The organism is Streptomyces sp. NPDC048254 (assembly GCF_043201895.1).
GTDB lineage: Bacteria > Actinomycetota > Actinomycetes > Streptomycetales > Streptomycetaceae > Streptomyces.
In genome coordinates this window covers 227,634-243,554 of the sequence record NZ_JBICZJ010000011.1, presented here as the reverse complement: position 1 = coordinate 243,554, position 15,921 = coordinate 227,634, and the positions used below count along the sequence as shown (strand labels likewise).

Genomic DNA, 15,921 nt, shown 5'->3' with positions numbered 1-15,921 from the left:
ATGGCGGTTTCCGTAACCCTTCCGGCGCTCGGCGAGAGCGTCACCGAGGGCACCGTCACCCGCTGGCTGAAGGCCGAGGGTGAACGCGTCGAGGCCGATGAGCCGCTGCTCGAGGTCTCGACCGACAAGGTCGACACCGAGATCCCGGCCCCCGCCTCGGGCATCCTGGCCTCGATCAAGGTCGCCGAGGACGAGACCGTCGAGGTGGGCGCCGAGCTGGCGATCATCGACGACGGCACCGGCGCCCCGGCCCCCGCCGCACCGGCTCCGGCCGCCGAGCCGACCCCGGCTCCGGCCGCTGCCCCCGCCCCGGCCCCGGTGGCCGAGGCCCCCGCCGCTCCCGCCCCGGCCCCCGCCGCCGCCCCGGCCGCGTCTTCCTCTCCCGCAGGGGGCGGCGCCTCGGGCACGGACGTGGTCCTGCCCGCGCTCGGTGAGTCCGTCACCGAGGGCACCGTCACCCGCTGGCTGAAGTCGGTCGGCGAGGAGGTCGCGGAGGACGAGCCGCTGCTTGAGGTCTCCACCGACAAGGTCGACACCGAGATCCCCGCGCCGGTCGCCGGTGTGCTGCTGGAGATCGTGGTCGCCGAGGACGAGACCGCCGAGGTCGGCGCCAAGCTCGCCGTCATCGGCGCCCCGGGTGCCGCTCCGGCGGCCGCCCCGGCTCCGGCCGCGCCCGCTCCGGCCCCCGCCGCCGCTGCCCCGGCGCCCGCCCCGGCCGCCCCCGCGGCCCCGGCGCCCGCGCCCGCCCCGGCCGCTCCGGCCCCGGCTCCCGCCCCGGTCGCCGCCGCTCCGGCTCCGGCCGCCCCGGCCCCCGCGCCGGCGGCTCCGGCCCCGGTCACCCCGGCCGCTGCTCCGGCTCCGGCCGCTCCGGTCGACGAGGGCGCCTACGTCACCCCGCTGGTGCGCAAGCTCGCCGCCGAGAACGGTGTCGACCTCGGCGCCGTCAAGGGCACGGGTGTCGGCGGCCGGATCCGCAAGCAGGACGTCATCGCCGCCGCCGAGGCCGCGAAGGCCGCCGCCGCCGCTCCGGCCCCCGCGGCCGCCGCCGCTCCGAGCGCCGGTGCGAAGAAGACCCCGAAGCTGGAGGTCTCCCCGCTCCGCGGCCAGACCGTCAAGATGCCTCGCATCCGCAAGGTCATCGGCGACAACATGGTCAAGGCGCTGCACGAGCAGGCGCAGCTGTCCTCGGTCGTCGAGGTCGACGTGACCCGCCTGATGCGCCTGCGCGCCCAGGCCAAGGACTCCTTCGCCGCGCGCGAGGGCGTCAAGCTCTCCCCGATGCCGTTCTTCGTCAAGGCGGCGGCCCAGGCGCTGAAGGCCCACCCGGCCATCAACGCCCGGATCAACGTGGAAGAGGGCACGATCACCTACTTCGACACCGAGAGCGTCGGTATCGCGGTGGACTCCGAGAAGGGCCTGATGACCCCGGTCATCAAGCACGCGGGCGACCTCAACATCGCCGGTATCGCCAAGGCCACCGCCGAGCTCGCGGGCAAGGTCCGGGCGAACAAGATCACCCCGGACGAGCTGTCCGGCGCGACCTTCACCATCTCCAACACCGGTTCGCGCGGTGCGCTGTTCGACACGATCATCGTGCCGCCGAACCAGGTCGCGATCCTCGGCATCGGTGCCACGGTCAAGCGTCCGGCCGTCATCGAGACGGAGGACGGCACGGTCATCGGCGTCCGCGACATGACGTACCTGACCCTGTCCTACGACCACCGCCTGGTGGACGGCGCCGACGCGGCGCGTTACCTGACGGCCGTCAAGGCGATCCTGGAGGCGGGCGAGTTCGAGGTCGAGCTCGGCCTGTAAGCCTTCCGAGAAGTCGTACGGTGCCCCGCCCGGAGCTGCTCCGGGCGGGGCACCGTCGTCTCACCCGGGCGTCAGCCGGGCGTCCGACCAGCCGACGAGCGTGGCCACCCACACGTTGGGGATGCCGAGGTGGGGTGCCGGGGTCAGGTGCCGGGTCCGGTAGGCCTTGAGGACGTCGTACGTCGCGTCGAGGCAGTCCCGGGAGGTCAGCTCCCCGGTCCTCGGGTCGACGCCGACCAGGAAGCCGCGGCCTTCGACGGTACGGATCATCTTCCGGGCGGCGCGGACGTCGCTCGTCGAGGACGACGTGCACCGGTAACGGCTGTAGGGATGGCTGGACTTGCCGGGGATGGGGGTCCCCCCGCGCGAGCGAAGCCGAGCGTGGGGGATCGCGTCGGTCGACATGTCGTGCAGCATCTGCCGGTACGGCCCCTGGGCGTGCCAGGCCCCGATGTCACCGCCGGGCGGGGTGTAGAGCCTGCCGCTGGGGTTCTCGACGGCGCCGTACTCCCACCGGTCCGTACCGGTGACGCGGAAGCCCCACCCCACGTGGCCGAACTTCTGCGCGCCGTCGGGTTTGACGAAGACGCAGGCGCCGCCGGGCCGGGCGCGTAGCACCGCTGCCCCGTCCGCCGGGGCGGCCATGCTCCTCGCTTTCCTGGCTTGCCGCCGTGCGGGCCCGTGCCCGTCGGTCCGCACGCCGTGATCCCCGGGATCGCCGCGACGGCCGCCGCGGTGACCGCCCAGCCGGTCCGTCCCCCGATGCGCATGACGCCCCCGGTGCCGCGGAGGGGCGCCCCTGCCGGAGCCCCTCTGCACACCGCGACAGCGAACGGCCCGCGTGGGTTCTGCCGGTGACACGGCGGTGACGACTCCGCAGCGACCCCGGCACGGGGCTTTACGGATCCCGCCCGACTGGGAAGCGTGTAAGTCTCGTCTCACCTGCGCGAAAGCGCCCCCGTGCGCCTCTCCCGAGAGGCGGTCCGGCCGTATTGTCTAAACGTCAACGCCCTTAAGGAGCTCCCATGACCGCGCCCGTCGTCCACTCGCTGCGCGAACAGATCCGCGAGCACATCGTGGAGGGAATCGTCAGCGGGCGCTGGAAGCCGGGCGAGCGGATCGTGGAGCGACGGATCGCCACCGAGCTGGAGGTCAGCCAGACTCCGGTGCGGGAGGCGTTGCGGGAGCTGGAGTCGCTGCGGTTGATCGAGTCCGCGCCGAACAAGGGCGTGCGGGTGCGGAACCTGACGGCGGCCGACCTGGAGGAGAGCTACCCGGTGCGGGCCGGGCTGGAGGCGATCGCGGCGGAGCTGGCGGCGGCGAAGCTGGCGGAGGACTGCTCGGCGCTCGACCCGCATGTCACGGCGCTCTACGAGGCCGACCGGAACGCGGACGGCACGGCGCAGGTCCGCCACACGGTCGGCTTCCACCGCGAGCTGGTCCGGGCGGCCGGCAACTCGGTGCTGCTGCACACCTGGGAGGGCCTGGGCATCGAGGTCTTCACGGCGCTGTCGATCCGCTGGCTGGGGACGGTCCAGCAGTCGTACGCCGAGGAGCACGAGGAACTGGTGGCCGCGTTCCAGCGCCGGGATCCGCGCATCGCCGACATCGTGAAGGCCCACGTACTGGGCTGCGCCCCCAGGCCGTGATCCTTCGGGCTTGCGGCGCACCCGGCACCACCGAAGAGGGCCGTCGCGGCTGACCACCGTCGCGGCGAAAAAAATCCCGCCCGCCCGCCACCTTCTCCATGCCCAACCGCCACGCCCACCAAGGCCGGCGACCGGCTTCATCATGGCCGCGACGCTTCAAACGCGGTAGGCCCCTCCCCCGCCGCAGCGGCGCTCGGCCCCCACGGCGCGTTCCGGCGGTGCCGGATCCCCTCGGCCGTCTCTCTCAGCCGTCTCTCTCACCCCCTCCCCGCACAAGAGCGCTCCCTCGCTCAAACACCATCTCACCTGCAGAAACCCCGCTCCAGATGCGTCACCCGGTGCCACCGCCGGAGGCACCCCGTGCCGACTTTCTCGGAATCGAGAAGTTTTGCCCCTCAACCCTTTGATCGATCATCGATCAGGGAGTTATTGTCGCCGACGGGCCCGCACCCGGGCCCGCCGCCCTGTCCTGCCAAAGACCAAGGGCACCCCCGAACCCTTACCGATGAGGGAACCCCCTTCGACTGAGGAAGGCGGCGACATGACCGACCCCCAGGCCATCCAGCCGAGCGCGCTCGACCAGCTCCCCGACCGGGACCCGGAGGAGACCGCCGAATGGCAGGCCTCACTGGACGCCGTGGCCAGGGAGGCCGGGCCGCACCGCGCCGCGTACCTGATGCGCCGCACGCTGGAGCGCGCCGAGGCGGACGGCATCGCGCTGCCGAAGCTTCTCGAGACCGACTACGTCAACACCATCCCCACCGCCGCCGAGGCCACCGTCCCCGGCGACGAGGAGATGGAGCGGCGGATCACCGCGTGGAACCGCTGGAACGCGGCCGCGATGGTCACCCGGGGCAGCAAACACGGCGTCGGCGGCCACATCGCCACCTTCGCCTCCGCGGCCTGGCTCTACGAGACCGGCTTCAACCACTTCTTCAAGGGCAAGGAGTCCCAGGAGGCCGCCGGCAGCGGCGACCAGCTGTACATCCAGGGCCACGCCTCCCCCGGCATCTACGCGCGCGCCTTCCTCGACGGCCGCCTGACCGAGGCGCACCTCGACAACTTCCGCCAGGAGGCCGGCGGCAACGGCCTCCCGTCGTACCCACACCCCCGCCGCCTCCCCTGGCTGTGGGAGTTCCCGACGGTGAGCATGGGCCTCGGCCCCCTGTCGGCGATCTACCAGGCCCGCTTCAACCGCTACCTGACGGCGCGCGGCATCAAGGACGTCTCGTCCTCGCACGTCTGGGCGTTCCTCGGTGACGGCGAGATGGACGAGCCGGAGTCCACGGCCGCCCTCGCACTCGCCTCCCGCGAGGGCCTGGACAACCTGACCTTCGTCATCAACTGCAACCTGCAGCGCCTCGACGGCCCGGTGCGCGCCAACTTCAAGATCGTGCAGGAGCTGGAGGCCCAGTTCCGCGGCGCCGGCTGGAACGTCGTCAAGTCGCTCTGGGGCTCGGCCTGGGACGAGCTGTTCGCGCTCGACACCACCGGCGCGCTGGTACGACGGCTGCGCGAGGTACCGGACGCGCAGGTGCAGACGTACCAGACCCGGGACGCCGCCTACATCCGCGCCGACTTCTTCGGCAAGGACCCGGCGCTCACCGAGCTGGCGAAGCTGATCAGCGACGACAAGATCATCGAGTGCTTCCACCTCTCGCGGGGTGGTCACGAGGCCCGCAAGGTGTACGCGGCCTACAAGGCGGCCCTGGACCACAAGGGCGCGCCGACCGTGATCCTCGCCCAGACCGTCAAGGGCCACACCCTCGGCCAGGGCTTCGCGTCGAAGAACGCCAACCACCAGATGAAGAAGCTGACGGTCGACGAGTTCAAGCAGATGCGTGACCTGCTCGAACTGCCCATCAAGGACAGCGACTTCGTCGACGGTGTGGTGCCCTACGGCCACCCGGGCGCCGACTCCCCCGAGGTGCGCTACCTCCAGGAGCGCCGGGCGGCCCTCGGCGGCCCGGCCCCCGCCCGCCGCACGCACGCCCTGGCCCCCCTGCCGGCCCCCGCCGACAAGGCCTTCGCCTCCTTCGACAAGGGCTCCGGCTCGCAGAACGTGGCGACGACGATGGCCTTCGTCCGCCTCGTCAAGGACCTGGTCCGCGACAAGGAGACCGGTAAGCGCTGGGTGCCGATCGTCCCGGACGAGGCGCGCACCTTCGGCATGGAGAGCCTCTTCCCCTCCCTGGGCATCTACTCGCCCAAGGGGCAGACGTACGAGCCGGTCGACCGTGACCAGCTGATGTACTACAAGGAGGCCAAGAACGGCCAGATCCTCAACGAGGGGATCACCGAGGCCGGTTCGATGGCCGACTTCATCGCCGCGTCCACCGCGTACGCGACGCACGGCGAGGCGATGATCCCGTTCTACATCTTCTACTCGATGTTCGGCTGGCAGCGCACCGCCGACCAGATGTGGCAGCTCGGCGACCAGCTCGGCCGCGGCTTCCTCGTCGGCGCGACCGCCGGCCGTACGACCCTGACGGGCGAGGGCCTCCAGCACGCCGACGGCCACTCCCCGGTGATCGCCGCGACCAACCCGGCCGCGCTGTCGTACGACCCGGCCTTCGCCTACGAGATCGCGACGATCGTCAAGGACGGTCTGCGCCGGATGTACGGCGAGCCGGCCCCGGGCGAGGACCAGAACGTCTTCTACTACCTGACCGTCTACAACGAGCCGCTCCCGCAGCCCGCGAAGCCGGCCGGGCTCGGCATCGACGAGGGCATCGTCAAGGGCCTGTACCGCTTCAGCACGGCGGAGTCGGCCGGGCTCTCGGTGGTGGCGAACGCCCCGCGGATCCAGCTGCTCGGCTCCGGTACGGCGATCCACTGGGCGCTCAAGGCGCAGCGGCTGCTCACCGAGGAGTGGGGCGTGGCGGCCGACGTCTGGTCCGCCACCTCCTGGACGGAGCTGCGCCGCGACGCCATGGAGGCGGACGCCGCCCTGCTGCGCGGCGAGGAGCGGGTGCCTTACGTCCGCCAGGCCCTGCAGGGTGCCGAGGGTCCGGTGCTGGCCGTCTCCGACTACATGCGCCAGGTCCCGGACCAGATCGCGCAGTGGGTCGAGCAGGACTGGTCCTCCCTGGGCGCCGACGGCTTCGGCCTCTCCGACACCCGGGACGCGGCCCGCCGCCACTTCGGCGTCGACGCCGAGTCGGTCGTCGTCGCGGCCCTGGCCCAGCTGGCCAGGCGCGGCGAGGTCAAGGCGACCGCGGTGAAGGAAGCGCGGGAGCGTTACGGCCTGTAGGAAACGCACGTCTGTCTCCGCCGCAACGGCTCGCCGTTGCGGCGGAGATCCTTTTCCGGCCCGGCATCATGAGACGTATGCGTGCCGCCCGGCTCATCAAGATGGTGCTTCTGCTCCAGTCCCGGTCCGCCATGACCGCCGGTGAACTGGCCGCCGAGCTGGAGGTGTCGGAGCGGACCGTGATGCGGGACGCGCAGGCCCTGTCGGAGGCGGGGGTGCCGGTGTACGCGGACCGTGGCCGGGCGGGCGGGTACCGGCTGGTCGGGGGGTACCGGACGGGGCTGACGGGGCTCGGCCGGAGCGAGGCCGAGGCACTGTTCCTGAGCGGGGTGCCGGGGGCGTTGCGGGAGATGGGGCTGGCCGACGCCGCCAGTGCCGCCCGGCTGAAGGTGTCCGCCGCGCTGATGCCCTCGCTGCGGGACGCCTCCCGGACCGCGGCCCAGCGGTTCCACCTGGACGCGCCCAACTGGTTCGCCGAGCCCGGGACACCCGCGCTGCTGCCCGCCCTCGCCGACGCGGTGTGGGACGACCGGCGGGTCGTCGCGCACTACCGGCGCGGGGAGTCGGAGGTGCGGCGGGAGCTGGAGCCGTACGGGCTCGTGCTGAAGGCCGGCGTCTGGTACCTGTGCGCGCGGATCACGGAGACCGATTCCTACCGGGTGTACCGGATCGACCGGTTCACCTCGGTCGAGGCCGGCGAGGAACGGTTCGCGCGGGACGAAAGGTTCGACCTGCCGGGGTTCTGGGACCGGCGGGCGGAACAGTTCGCGCGGTCGATCCTGCATGCCGAGGTGGTGGTGCGGCTGTCGGCGGTCGGCCTGCGCAGACTGCCGTACGCCGTCGACCCGGTGGCCGCGCGGCAGGCGCTCGCGGGCGCCGGCACCCCGGACGCGCGGGGGTGGGTGACGGTGACCCTGCCGGTGGAGAGCGAGGAGGTCGCGCACGGTCAGCTGACCGCGCTCGGGCCGGAGGCCGAGGTGCTCGCGCCGCCGGAGCTGAGGGCACGCTTCGCGGCGGACGCGCGGCGCCTGGCGGGGCTGTACCCACCGGCGGGGGACGGCTGATAACAATCCGCACCACTCCGCGTGCGCCCCCGGCGCACAGGCACGATGCTGGACCCGTGATGGACGAGACGGAGTTCTGGGAACTGGTCGACGGCACCCGCGAGGCCGCGGAGGGCGACCCGGAGGACCAGGCGGACCTGCTCGTGGACCGGCTGCTCCAGCTGGACCCGGACATGGTGCTGGACTTCGCCCGTCACTTCGAGGCCCGCTACAACCGCGCCTATCGCTGGGACCTGTGGGGGGCCGCGTGGGTGCTGCTCGACGGGGCCAGCGACGACGCCTTCGACTTCTTCCGGTGCTGGCTGATCGGCCAGGGCCGGGAGGTCTTCGAGGGCGCCCTGCACGACCCGGACGGGCTGGCGGAGGCGCTGGGCGACTTCGACGAGGAGATCGACGGCGACGGCGAGGAGCTCGGGTACGCCGCGGACGAGGCGTACGAACAGCTCACCGGGACCGTGGCCCCGGACCTGGGCATCGCCCCCGCGCCCTCCGAACCGGAGGGCAGCCCGGTCGACTTCGAGAACGAGCAGGCGCTCGCGGAACGGTTCCCCAGACTCTGGAACCGCTTCAAGGAGTGAGTGCTACGCCGCGCGGCGCCGGGTCACGTCCGACGGGATGTACGCCTGGGTCTGCTCGGCCCTGACCGCGTGGTGCATCGGCGCCGCGTTGGCCTGGTCGAGGGCGGACGCGGTGACCGCGGCCGGGCCGAGGACGACCGTCGCGACCGCGCAGACCACGGCCCAGGGGCCGCGCGCGGACCTGACCCAACCGTCCTGCTCCCTGGTGTCCTTGGTCTCCTCGCGGGCTTCGGTACGACTGCTGTTCATGATCCCCACCTCCAGTCGGCTTGTGTTGTCCATGACGTTAGGACGCGGGGATCTGAACGGCCTGCGTGCCGGCTATGGCGTTCCTGTGGGTGCTTGCACGGGTGCTTCCACGGGTGGCTTCAGGGACCTGACGGGCACTTCGAGGGGTGCTCTGAGAGGCGCTTTGAGAGGTGGGTTCAGGGGTGTTCGGGCCGGGGCCACGGCGGGTGCGCTCGGCGGGGCCGCCGTGGGCGGTCCCGCCGGGGTCGGCGTCGGCGTGGGCGTCGGCGTGGGCGGGGCCTGCGGCACCCTGCCCTGCAGCCGGGCCGCCGCCTCCCTGATCCCGGGGAGACTGGCGGCGAGGGCGGTGCCGGGGCAGTTGGTCCGGTAGCCGTCCTGGTGGCCGGCGACCGCGGGCAGGGCGACGACGGTGCCCTCCCGGTACCGGCTGAGCCCGTTGCTGGAGACCAGGCGGGCCCTGGTGCGCGGGTCGACGTCGGCCAGGCCGAGCTTCCAGGCGGCGAGGGCGGCGATCGAGTCGGTCATGGCGCGCGGCACAGGCACCCCGGCGGTGAAGGTGCCGAGGGCGGCGATACCGGCGGTGCGGTGGTTGAAGCCCTGGGTGTGGGCGCCGACGACCGCTCGCTCGGTGCCGCCCGCGCGGCCCTCGTAGATGGTGCCGCAGCGGTCGACGAGGAAGTTGTAGCCGATGTCGTCCCATGCCCGGTCGCCGGTCTGGCCGGTGTAGAGGCGGCGGATGATCTCGGGCACCTCGGCGCAGGCGTAGCCGTTCGGCGAGTCGGTGTGGTGCACGAAGACGGCGACCACCTTGTCGTCGTAGTGCGGCGGCGGCTGGGTGCGGCGGACGGTGTCGTCCAGCCAGGCCGAGCGCGGCACGATACGCGGCCGGGGCGCCCCGTAGCGGCTGGCGGGGCTGGCGGGCGCGGGCGCGGCGAGGTGGATCGCTACGGGGCGGTCGGCGCCCTGGGCGAACAGGACCAGCACGAGGGCGGCGGCGAGGCCGGGCAGACAGCCGAGCAGGGTCAGGACGGCGATTCTGGTGCGCCGCCCGGCTCTGGGGAAGACACGCATGGGATCCACTCTCGGGTTGATCCACTTGGCCCGCGATGTGTGCTGTGCCACCTGGTGGAACCAACGTCCCGGTCCGAGGCGTTTCAGGTGGTACACGCACGCGTGGCCGGTTCCCGAGGTTCTCGCGCGTGTGGACTGATCACTGGACCTGTCCCGACCGTACTAAGGGCACCGAGAGAAAGGCGGCTCAGTGGACCTGCTCGACCTGGTGCTCGTACTGGTGGTCCTCGTCTACGCGGCGTCCGGTTACCGGCGCGGGCTGGTGGCCGGCTGTGTGTCGCTGGCCGGGTTCGTGGGCGGCGCGGTGATCGGCGTGTGGGTGCTGCCGTGGGTGATGGAACTGGTCACCCGCGGGACGGCCACGGCGACGGTGGTCGCGGTGCTGACGGTGCTGGTGCCGGGGGTGGTCGGGCACGAGCTGGCGGGGCGGCTGGCGCTGCGGCTGCGCCGTGAGCTGGACCAGGGGCCGCTCCGGGTGGCCGACGGGGTCGGCGGGGCGGCGGCCAACTCGGTGGCGGTGCTGATCGTGGCCTGGGTGGCGGCGAGCGTGCTGGGCGCGTCCTCGTCGCCGGGGGTGACGACGGCGATACGGGACTCCAAGCTGCTCGGCACGGTGCAGAACACGATGCCGGACACCACGCCGGCCTGGTTCTCGCGGGCCACCTCGGCGCTCACGGAGGCGGGTTTCCCGCAGGTCTTCAACCCGTTCGAGAACGAGTCGACGGCCCGGGTCGCCAAGCCGACGGGCGACAGCGTCACGGCGGCCGCCACCAATGCGGCCAAGCGCAGCACGGTCAAGATCGAGGGTGTCTCGGGCACCCAGGGCCGTGAGGGCAGCGGGTTCGTGTACGCGCCGGAGCATGTGATGACCAACGCGCACGTGGTGGCCGGCATCACCGACCCGAGCGTGCGGATCGGCGGGGTCGGGTCGTCGTACGAGGCGCAGGTGGTGCTCTTCGACCCGGACCGGGACGTGGCGGTGCTGTACGTGCCGCGGCTGCGCGCGCCGGTGCTGCGGTTCGACACCGGTGCGGCGCGCGGCGACTCGGCGGTGGTGGCCGGCTATCCGCAGGACGGCGACCTGAACCTGCAGGCGGCCACGGTGGCCGCCAAGGTGCCGGCCACCGGCCAGAACATCTACAACGACGCCACCGTGACCCGCGAGATCTACTCGATCCGCTCCACGGTCCGCCCCGGCAACTCCGGCGGCCCGCTGCTGACCACCGGCGGCAAGGTGTACGGCGTGGTGTTCGCCCGCTCCACGTCGGACGACGAGACGGGGTACGTCCTGACGGCCGACGAGGTGGCCTCGGACGCCACCCGCGGGGCGAACGCCACGGCGGCGGTGGACACCGGCGAGCTGATCACGTCCTGACCGTCAGGTCCTGACCGTCACAGCGCCCGGCCCATGATCACGTCGTCGACGTACTCGCCGTCCAGGAGGAACTCCCCCGGCAGCACGCCCTCGACGGCGAAGCCCTCCGACTCGTAGAGCCTGCGCGCCGGGGCGTTGTGCCCGAGGACGCCCAGCCGGATCCGGCGGGCGCCACGGCGGCGGGCCTCCTCCATCACCGCCCGCAGCAGCGCCCGGGCGACCCCGTGGCCGCGGGCCTCCTCGGCGACCGCGAGGCCCTGGATCTGCCGGACGTGCGCGTTGGAGGCGATGTTGTAGGCGAACCCGAGGCGGACATAGCCGACGATGCGCCGGTCGAGTTCGGCGACCAGGGTGTCCCCGGGGGCGTGGCGCCCGCTGAAGAAGGGGTCGTACGGCGGCTGCGGCTCGGGGAGCACGGCGTGCAGATACGACCAGGTGGCGCGGTCGAGCGCGGACAGCTCCTCGTCGTCGTCGGGCAGGGCGGCGCGTATGTACGGTTCCGGCATGTGGTCACCCTAAGTCGGGTGACACCCGGGTCCCGGAAGTCTTCCGGCACGTGTCCCGGCATGCTGGGACACATGGAACGCTCTCGTATCGCGGTGGCCGGCGCGTCCGGTCTGATCGGCAGTGCCCTGGTGCGGTCCCTGCGGGCGGACGGGCACGAGGTGGTGCGCCTGGTGCGGCGCGGGGCCCACGGCGCCGGTGAGGTCTGCTGGGACCCCGAGGGGCAGTACGTGGACGCGGCCGGGCTGGCCGGCTGCGACGCGGTGGTGAACCTCGCCGGGGCCGGGATCGGCGACCGGCGCTGGACGGCCGCCTACAAGCGGCAGATCCGGGACAGCCGGGTCCTCGGCACGGCCGCGCTCGCGGAGGCGGTGGCCGCCCTGGAGGAGCCGCCACGGGTGTTCGTGAGCGGCAGCGCGATGGGCTTCTACGGCGACACGGGCGATCGGGTCGTCGACGAGGACGCGCCGCCCGGGGACGGCTTCCTGCCGTCGCTGTGCGTGGAGTGGGAGGAGGCGGCGGCCCCGGCGCGGGAGGCGGGCATCCGGACGGTGTTCGTCCGCACGGGCCTGGTGGTGGCCCGCGGCGGCGGGGCCTGGGGCCGGCTGTTCCCGCTGTTCAAGGCGGGGCTCGGCGGACGGCTGGGCGACGGCCGGCAGTACTGGTCGTTCATCGCGCTGCACGACGAGGTGGCCGCGATCAGGTTCCTGATGGACACCGAGGGTCTTGAGGGCCCCTTCAACCTCACCGCGCCGCACCCCCTGACGAACCGGGAGATCACCGCGGCGATGGCCCGGGTGCTGCACCGCCCGGCCCCCTTCCCGGTCCCCTCGCCGGCGCTGCGGCTGGCGCTCGGCGAGATGGCCGGGGATGTGCTGGGCAGTCAACGCGTGGTGCCCAAGCGGCTGCTGGAGTCGGGGTTCACCTTCGCGTTCCCGGGCATCGAGGACGCGATCCGCGCGGCCTGACAACGCGTGTGACCGTATGCGACCGCCGTGCGACCGTGCCCTGTTCATGCGCGACTGTCCTTGACCGATCACCGTCCTAACCTCGACCCGAACTCGGGTATCCCCGGAGCTGGTTGGGGGCATCACGTCTCCACCGGACGCGCAATCGAGGAGGGGCCTCGTGCATGAGCCCGCGTACCAGGCGGACGTCGTCATCGTGGGAGCCGGTGTCGCCGGACTCTCCGCGGCTCATCGGCTGAACAGCGCAGGAGTAACGACCGCGGTCCTGGAGGCCGCCCCGTACGTCGGCGGCCGTATGTCGACCGAGAAGGTCGACGGCTTCCGGCTCGACCGGATAGGACAGCTCCTGTCCACGTCCTACCCGGAGCTACGGCTGGCACCGGGACTGGACGCCCTGGTTCTGCGCCGGTTCGCGCCCGGCGTACTGCTGCATCGCGACGGGCGCAGGCACCGGGCGGGCGCTCCGGCGGGCGGCGGGAGCGCGAGGGGCGCACTCTATGCGGTGCGCGCCCTGGCAAGCGCCCCCAGGGGCGGCTCGGCCGTGTCGCCCGCGCGGGCGACCGCGCCGATGGGCAGCGCGGTCGACCAGGCGCGGCTCGGTGCGGCGCTGGGGCGGATCGCCACGACCCCGGTGGAACGCATCCTCGCCCGTCCCGAGCTCCCGGCCGCGCACGCCCTCGCGGCGCGCGGGGTGCCCGCCCGTACGATCGACGGCTTTCTGCGGCCGCTGCTCGCGGCCCTGCTCTGCGACCCCGAGCTGACGACGTCCAGCCGGTGCGCGGACCTCGCCCTGCGCTCCTTCGCGAGCGGGCGGCTGTGCGTGCCGGAGGGAGGCGCCGAGGTCCTTCCGGAGCTCCTCGCCCGCGCCCTCCCGCCCGGCACGGTGCACACGGGCGTCCGGGTCACCTCGGTCTCGACGACGTCCGTGACGACGGCCGAGCACGGTGAGATCCGCTGCCGGGCGGTGCTGCTGGCGACGGACGCGCGGGCCGCCGCCGGGCTGCTGCCGGGGCTGCGCGTGCCGGACTTCCACCAGGTGACGGTGGTCCATCACACGACGGACGAACCGGCGGCGCTCACGACGGGGGCGTCGCTCCTCCTCGACGCGGACCGGGGCGGGCCCGTCTCCCACACCTCCGTCGTCAGCAACATCGACCCGAGCCGGGCCCCGCAGGGCCGCGCCCTGATCTCCTCGACGGTCCTCGGCCCGCCGCCCTCCGACATCGACACGGCGGTCCGTATGCACCTGGCCCGGCTCTACGGCACGTCGACGCACCGCTGGGAGACGCTGGCCGTCCACCACACGCCGGAGGCGATCCCGGCGATGCGCCCCCCGCACGACCTCCGCCGCCCGGTCCGCCTCCTGGCCGGCCTCTACGTCTGCGGCGACCACCGGGACACCAGCACGGTCCAGGGAGCACTGCACTCGGCCCACCGGGCAACAGCGGCGATCCTGACGGACCTGGGCGTATCAGGCTCGATGCACACGGCGGAGCCGATGCAACGCCGGGCGGCGTAGACGAGCGCCCTTCAGGGGCGCGGGGCTGTATTCGATATGCGGCTCCGCCGCGCGGGCGCGACAAGCCACGACGGCGCGACACCCGGCGACCAACCGGACCCGGCAACGGCGCGTAGCACCGGCCGACCCGGCACCGCCGGACCACACCGTCGTGGCCGATCACCGCCTCGGCGGAAAGAAGTTTCAGCCGAGGCGGGACAGAGAGCACGCGGGCCGGCCCCATGCCCAACGGGTGCTGGCCGGCCCTGCACCAAGCCGTGCGGCGGTCAGTTCAGGGCGGCGACCTTGTCTCGGTAGGCCCTTGCCGGTGCTGCGTCCTTGTACGGCTCCAGGCGGCGTTCGAAGTCCTTGACGTACTCGATCGCGCGTACCGAGCGCATCTCCGCCGCGGCGCCCGCCGCCTCCGCGCCGAGCGCGCACGCCTGGTCGAGTTCGCCGAGGCCCAGGCGGGCCGTGGCGAGGACGACGCGGCAGAAGAGGCGGCTGCGCGCGTAGGAGGGCGCACGGAGTTGCAGCGAGCGCTCCGCGTGCTGCGCGGACGCCCGGAACTGCTGGAGATCCCGGTGGCAGTGGCCGAACTCGTCCGCGAGCTGCGCCTCGTCGAAGAAGCGCGCCCAGTGGGGGACTTCGTCGCCGGGCCGGGCCGCCTCCAGGGCGCGTTCGGCCCGGACCAGCGCGCCGGTGCACGCCCGTACCTCGCCGAGGACCCCGTGGGCGCGGGCCTCGGCCGCGTGGAGGAGGGCCTGGACGACCGGCGGGGCGTTGGTGCCCACGCCCTGCTGGGCCACCCGTGCCAGCTGCACCGCCTCCCGGCCGTGGCCGAGGTAGACGGCCTGGCGGCTCATGGTGACGAGGACGTAGGAGCCGTAGGAACGGTCCCCGGCCGCCTGGGCGAGGCGGAGGGACTGGACGAAGTAGCGCTGGGCGAGGCCGTGCGCGGCGATGTCGTACGACGTCCAGCCCGCGAGCCGGGTCAGGTCGGCGGCCGCGGCGAACAGCTTGCGGCCGGTCTGCTCGCCGTACGTGCCGCGCAGCATCGGCTCGCACTCGTGCTCCAGATAGCGCACCAGGGCCTGCCGGGCGTGCCCGCCGCCGTACGTGTCGTCGAGCGTGCGGAACAGTTCGCCGACCGAGCGGAGCGCGGCGATGTCCCCGCCGGTGACCCGCTGGCCGGGCCCGCGTTCGGCCTGCCCGCGCGAGCGTCCCGGCGGGGCCGGCTGTTTGGCCCCGGCGGGCCGGATCTGGGCCGGCACCCGGGCGGCCGCCGGCGGCGCCGTCTCGCCGCGGGCCACCCGGTCGTCGGCCCGGCCGATCAGCCAGTCCCGGCTGGGCACCACGAGCCCGGCCGGAGTGAACGCGATCTTGCGGAGCTCGGCGTGGCTGCCGGAGTCCTTGCGCCACAGCCCGCTGACGATGTCGACGGCCTCCTCGGGGGTGGCCGCGAACTCCAGCCCGGCGTACACCGGGGCGCAGGCGTCGAGACCCAGTTCCTGGGCGGTGAGCCGGCGGCCGAGGCGCCGGGTGAAGACCTCGGCGATCAGGGCGGGCGTGGTGCCCCGGGGCTGCTGGCCGCGCAGCCATCGGGTGACCGACGTCTTGTCGTATCTGAGATCCAGCCCGTGTTCGAGACCGAGCTGGTCGACCCGACGGGCCAGACCCGCGTTGGAGAACCCTGCTTCTGCGATGAGCGCGGCGAGCTGGCGGTTGGGGGTGCGCTGCGCGGGTCGGTCCGTCATCTGCGGTGCGGTCTCCTGCCTTCTGGCTCAGCTCGGTAGCTTGTGCCCGGATTGCCGGTGAGCAGCCCTTTTGGCGCTCGTGGACGGCGCGAATGTAGCGGAGAGTGAGCAGCCGATCGCACATTTCGACGTTCATTCAT

12 protein-coding genes and 1 pseudogene are annotated in these 15,921 nt (G+C 73.1%); 8 read left to right on the top strand and 5 right to left on the bottom strand.

The window, feature by feature from the left end:
* On the top strand, positions 1-1,815 hold the full coding sequence (sucB, locus tag ACGFZQ_RS29970; RefSeq protein ID WP_393842965.1) for a 2-oxoglutarate dehydrogenase, E2 component, dihydrolipoamide succinyltransferase: 1,815 nt from the start codon (positions 1-3) through the stop codon (positions 1,813-1,815).
* Positions 1,816-1,875: 60 nt separating this feature from the next.
* Here sucB and ACGFZQ_RS29965 read toward each other — a convergent pair whose 3' ends face one another.
* Complete coding sequence (locus ACGFZQ_RS29965) at positions 1,876-2,460, bottom strand: hypothetical protein (protein ID WP_393842964.1); 585 nt, start codon at positions 2,458-2,460, stop codon at positions 1,876-1,878.
* 380 nt (positions 2,461-2,840) lie between these two features.
* On the opposite strand from ACGFZQ_RS29965, the gene ACGFZQ_RS29960 reads away from it, so the two are divergent.
* The 4 genes from ACGFZQ_RS29960 (at position 2,841) to ACGFZQ_RS29945 (ending at position 8,359) form a co-directional block, all read left to right on the top strand.
* Positions 2,841-3,464 carry a GntR family transcriptional regulator gene (locus ACGFZQ_RS29960; protein WP_393842963.1) on the top strand — a complete coding sequence of 208 codons (624 nt, stop codon included), beginning with the start codon at positions 2,841-2,843 and terminating at the stop codon, positions 3,462-3,464.
* Positions 3,465-4,005: 541 nt separating this feature from the next.
* Complete coding sequence (gene aceE, locus ACGFZQ_RS29955; protein WP_393842962.1) at positions 4,006-6,717, top strand: pyruvate dehydrogenase (acetyl-transferring), homodimeric type; 2,712 nt, start codon at positions 4,006-4,008, stop codon at positions 6,715-6,717.
* Between the two features lie 77 nt (positions 6,718-6,794).
* Positions 6,795-7,781 carry a helix-turn-helix transcriptional regulator gene (locus tag ACGFZQ_RS29950; RefSeq protein ID WP_393842961.1) on the top strand — a complete coding sequence of 329 codons (987 nt, stop codon included), beginning with the start codon at positions 6,795-6,797 and terminating at the stop codon, positions 7,779-7,781.
* A 59-nt stretch (positions 7,782-7,840) separates the two neighbouring features.
* A complete protein-coding gene (locus tag ACGFZQ_RS29945) occupies positions 7,841-8,359 on the top strand; it encodes a DUF4240 domain-containing protein (protein WP_351733311.1) in 519 nt (172 codons plus the stop codon).
* 3 nt (positions 8,360-8,362) lie between these two features.
* Here ACGFZQ_RS29945 and ACGFZQ_RS29940 read toward each other — a convergent pair whose 3' ends face one another.
* Positions 8,363-8,608 (bottom strand): hypothetical protein, encoded by a 246-nt coding sequence (locus tag ACGFZQ_RS29940; protein ID WP_393842960.1) that lies wholly within the window; start codon positions 8,606-8,608, stop codon positions 8,363-8,365.
* 285 nt (positions 8,609-8,893) lie between these two features.
* Positions 8,894-9,679, bottom strand: a pseudogene (locus ACGFZQ_RS29935) (peptidoglycan recognition protein); the annotation flags it as partial.
* Between the two features lie 190 nt (positions 9,680-9,869).
* On the opposite strand from ACGFZQ_RS29935, the gene ACGFZQ_RS29930 reads away from it, so the two are divergent.
* Positions 9,870-11,054 carry a MarP family serine protease gene (locus ACGFZQ_RS29930; RefSeq protein WP_393842959.1) on the top strand — a complete coding sequence of 395 codons (1,185 nt, stop codon included), beginning with the start codon at positions 9,870-9,872 and terminating at the stop codon, positions 11,052-11,054.
* 17 nt (positions 11,055-11,071) lie between these two features.
* Here the strand turns inward: ACGFZQ_RS29930 and ACGFZQ_RS29925 are convergent, their stop codons facing one another.
* Positions 11,072-11,560 (bottom strand): GNAT family N-acetyltransferase, encoded by a 489-nt coding sequence (locus ACGFZQ_RS29925; RefSeq protein WP_351732239.1) that lies wholly within the window; start codon positions 11,558-11,560, stop codon positions 11,072-11,074.
* A gap of 72 nt (positions 11,561-11,632) precedes the next feature.
* Here ACGFZQ_RS29925 and ACGFZQ_RS29920 point away from each other — a divergent pair, with 72 nt between their 5' ends.
* Together ACGFZQ_RS29920 and ACGFZQ_RS29915 are read left to right on the top strand one after the other, a co-directional pair.
* A complete protein-coding gene (locus ACGFZQ_RS29920) occupies positions 11,633-12,526 on the top strand; it encodes a TIGR01777 family oxidoreductase (RefSeq protein ID WP_393842958.1) in 894 nt (297 codons plus the stop codon).
* A 160-nt stretch (positions 12,527-12,686) separates the two neighbouring features.
* Entirely contained in the window at positions 12,687-14,045 is a 1,359-nt protein-coding gene (locus ACGFZQ_RS29915) for an NAD(P)/FAD-dependent oxidoreductase (RefSeq protein WP_393842957.1), read from the top strand.
* Between the two features lie 266 nt (positions 14,046-14,311).
* Here ACGFZQ_RS29915 and ACGFZQ_RS29910 read toward each other — a convergent pair whose 3' ends face one another.
* A complete protein-coding gene (locus ACGFZQ_RS29910; protein WP_393842956.1) occupies positions 14,312-15,781 on the bottom strand; it encodes a regulator in 1,470 nt (489 codons plus the stop codon).
* Positions 15,782-15,921 lie beyond the last annotated feature (140 nt).

Excerpts from the sequence above, each read along its gene's own strand:
- sucB (WP_393842965.1), top strand. The coding sequence starts at position 1 with ATGGCGGTTTCCGTAACCCTTCCGGCGCTCGGCGAGAGCGTCACCGAG.
- ACGFZQ_RS29965 (WP_393842964.1), bottom strand. The coding sequence starts at position 2,460 with ATGGCCGCCCCGGCGGACGGGGCAGCGGTGCTACGCGCCCGGCCCGGC.
- ACGFZQ_RS29960 (WP_393842963.1), top strand. The coding sequence starts at position 2,841 with ATGACCGCGCCCGTCGTCCACTCGCTGCGCGAACAGATCCGCGAGCAC.
- aceE (WP_393842962.1), top strand. The coding sequence starts at position 4,006 with ATGACCGACCCCCAGGCCATCCAGCCGAGCGCGCTCGACCAGCTCCCC.
- ACGFZQ_RS29950 (WP_393842961.1), top strand. The coding sequence starts at position 6,795 with ATGCGTGCCGCCCGGCTCATCAAGATGGTGCTTCTGCTCCAGTCCCGG.
- ACGFZQ_RS29945 (WP_351733311.1), top strand. The coding sequence starts at position 7,841 with ATGGACGAGACGGAGTTCTGGGAACTGGTCGACGGCACCCGCGAGGCC.
- ACGFZQ_RS29940 (WP_393842960.1), bottom strand. The coding sequence starts at position 8,608 with ATGAACAGCAGTCGTACCGAAGCCCGCGAGGAGACCAAGGACACCAGG.
- ACGFZQ_RS29925 (WP_351732239.1), bottom strand. The coding sequence starts at position 11,560 with ATGCCGGAACCGTACATACGCGCCGCCCTGCCCGACGACGACGAGGAG.
- ACGFZQ_RS29920 (WP_393842958.1), top strand. The coding sequence starts at position 11,633 with ATGGAACGCTCTCGTATCGCGGTGGCCGGCGCGTCCGGTCTGATCGGC.
- ACGFZQ_RS29910 (WP_393842956.1), bottom strand. The coding sequence starts at position 15,781 with ATGACGGACCGACCCGCGCAGCGCACCCCCAACCGCCAGCTCGCCGCG.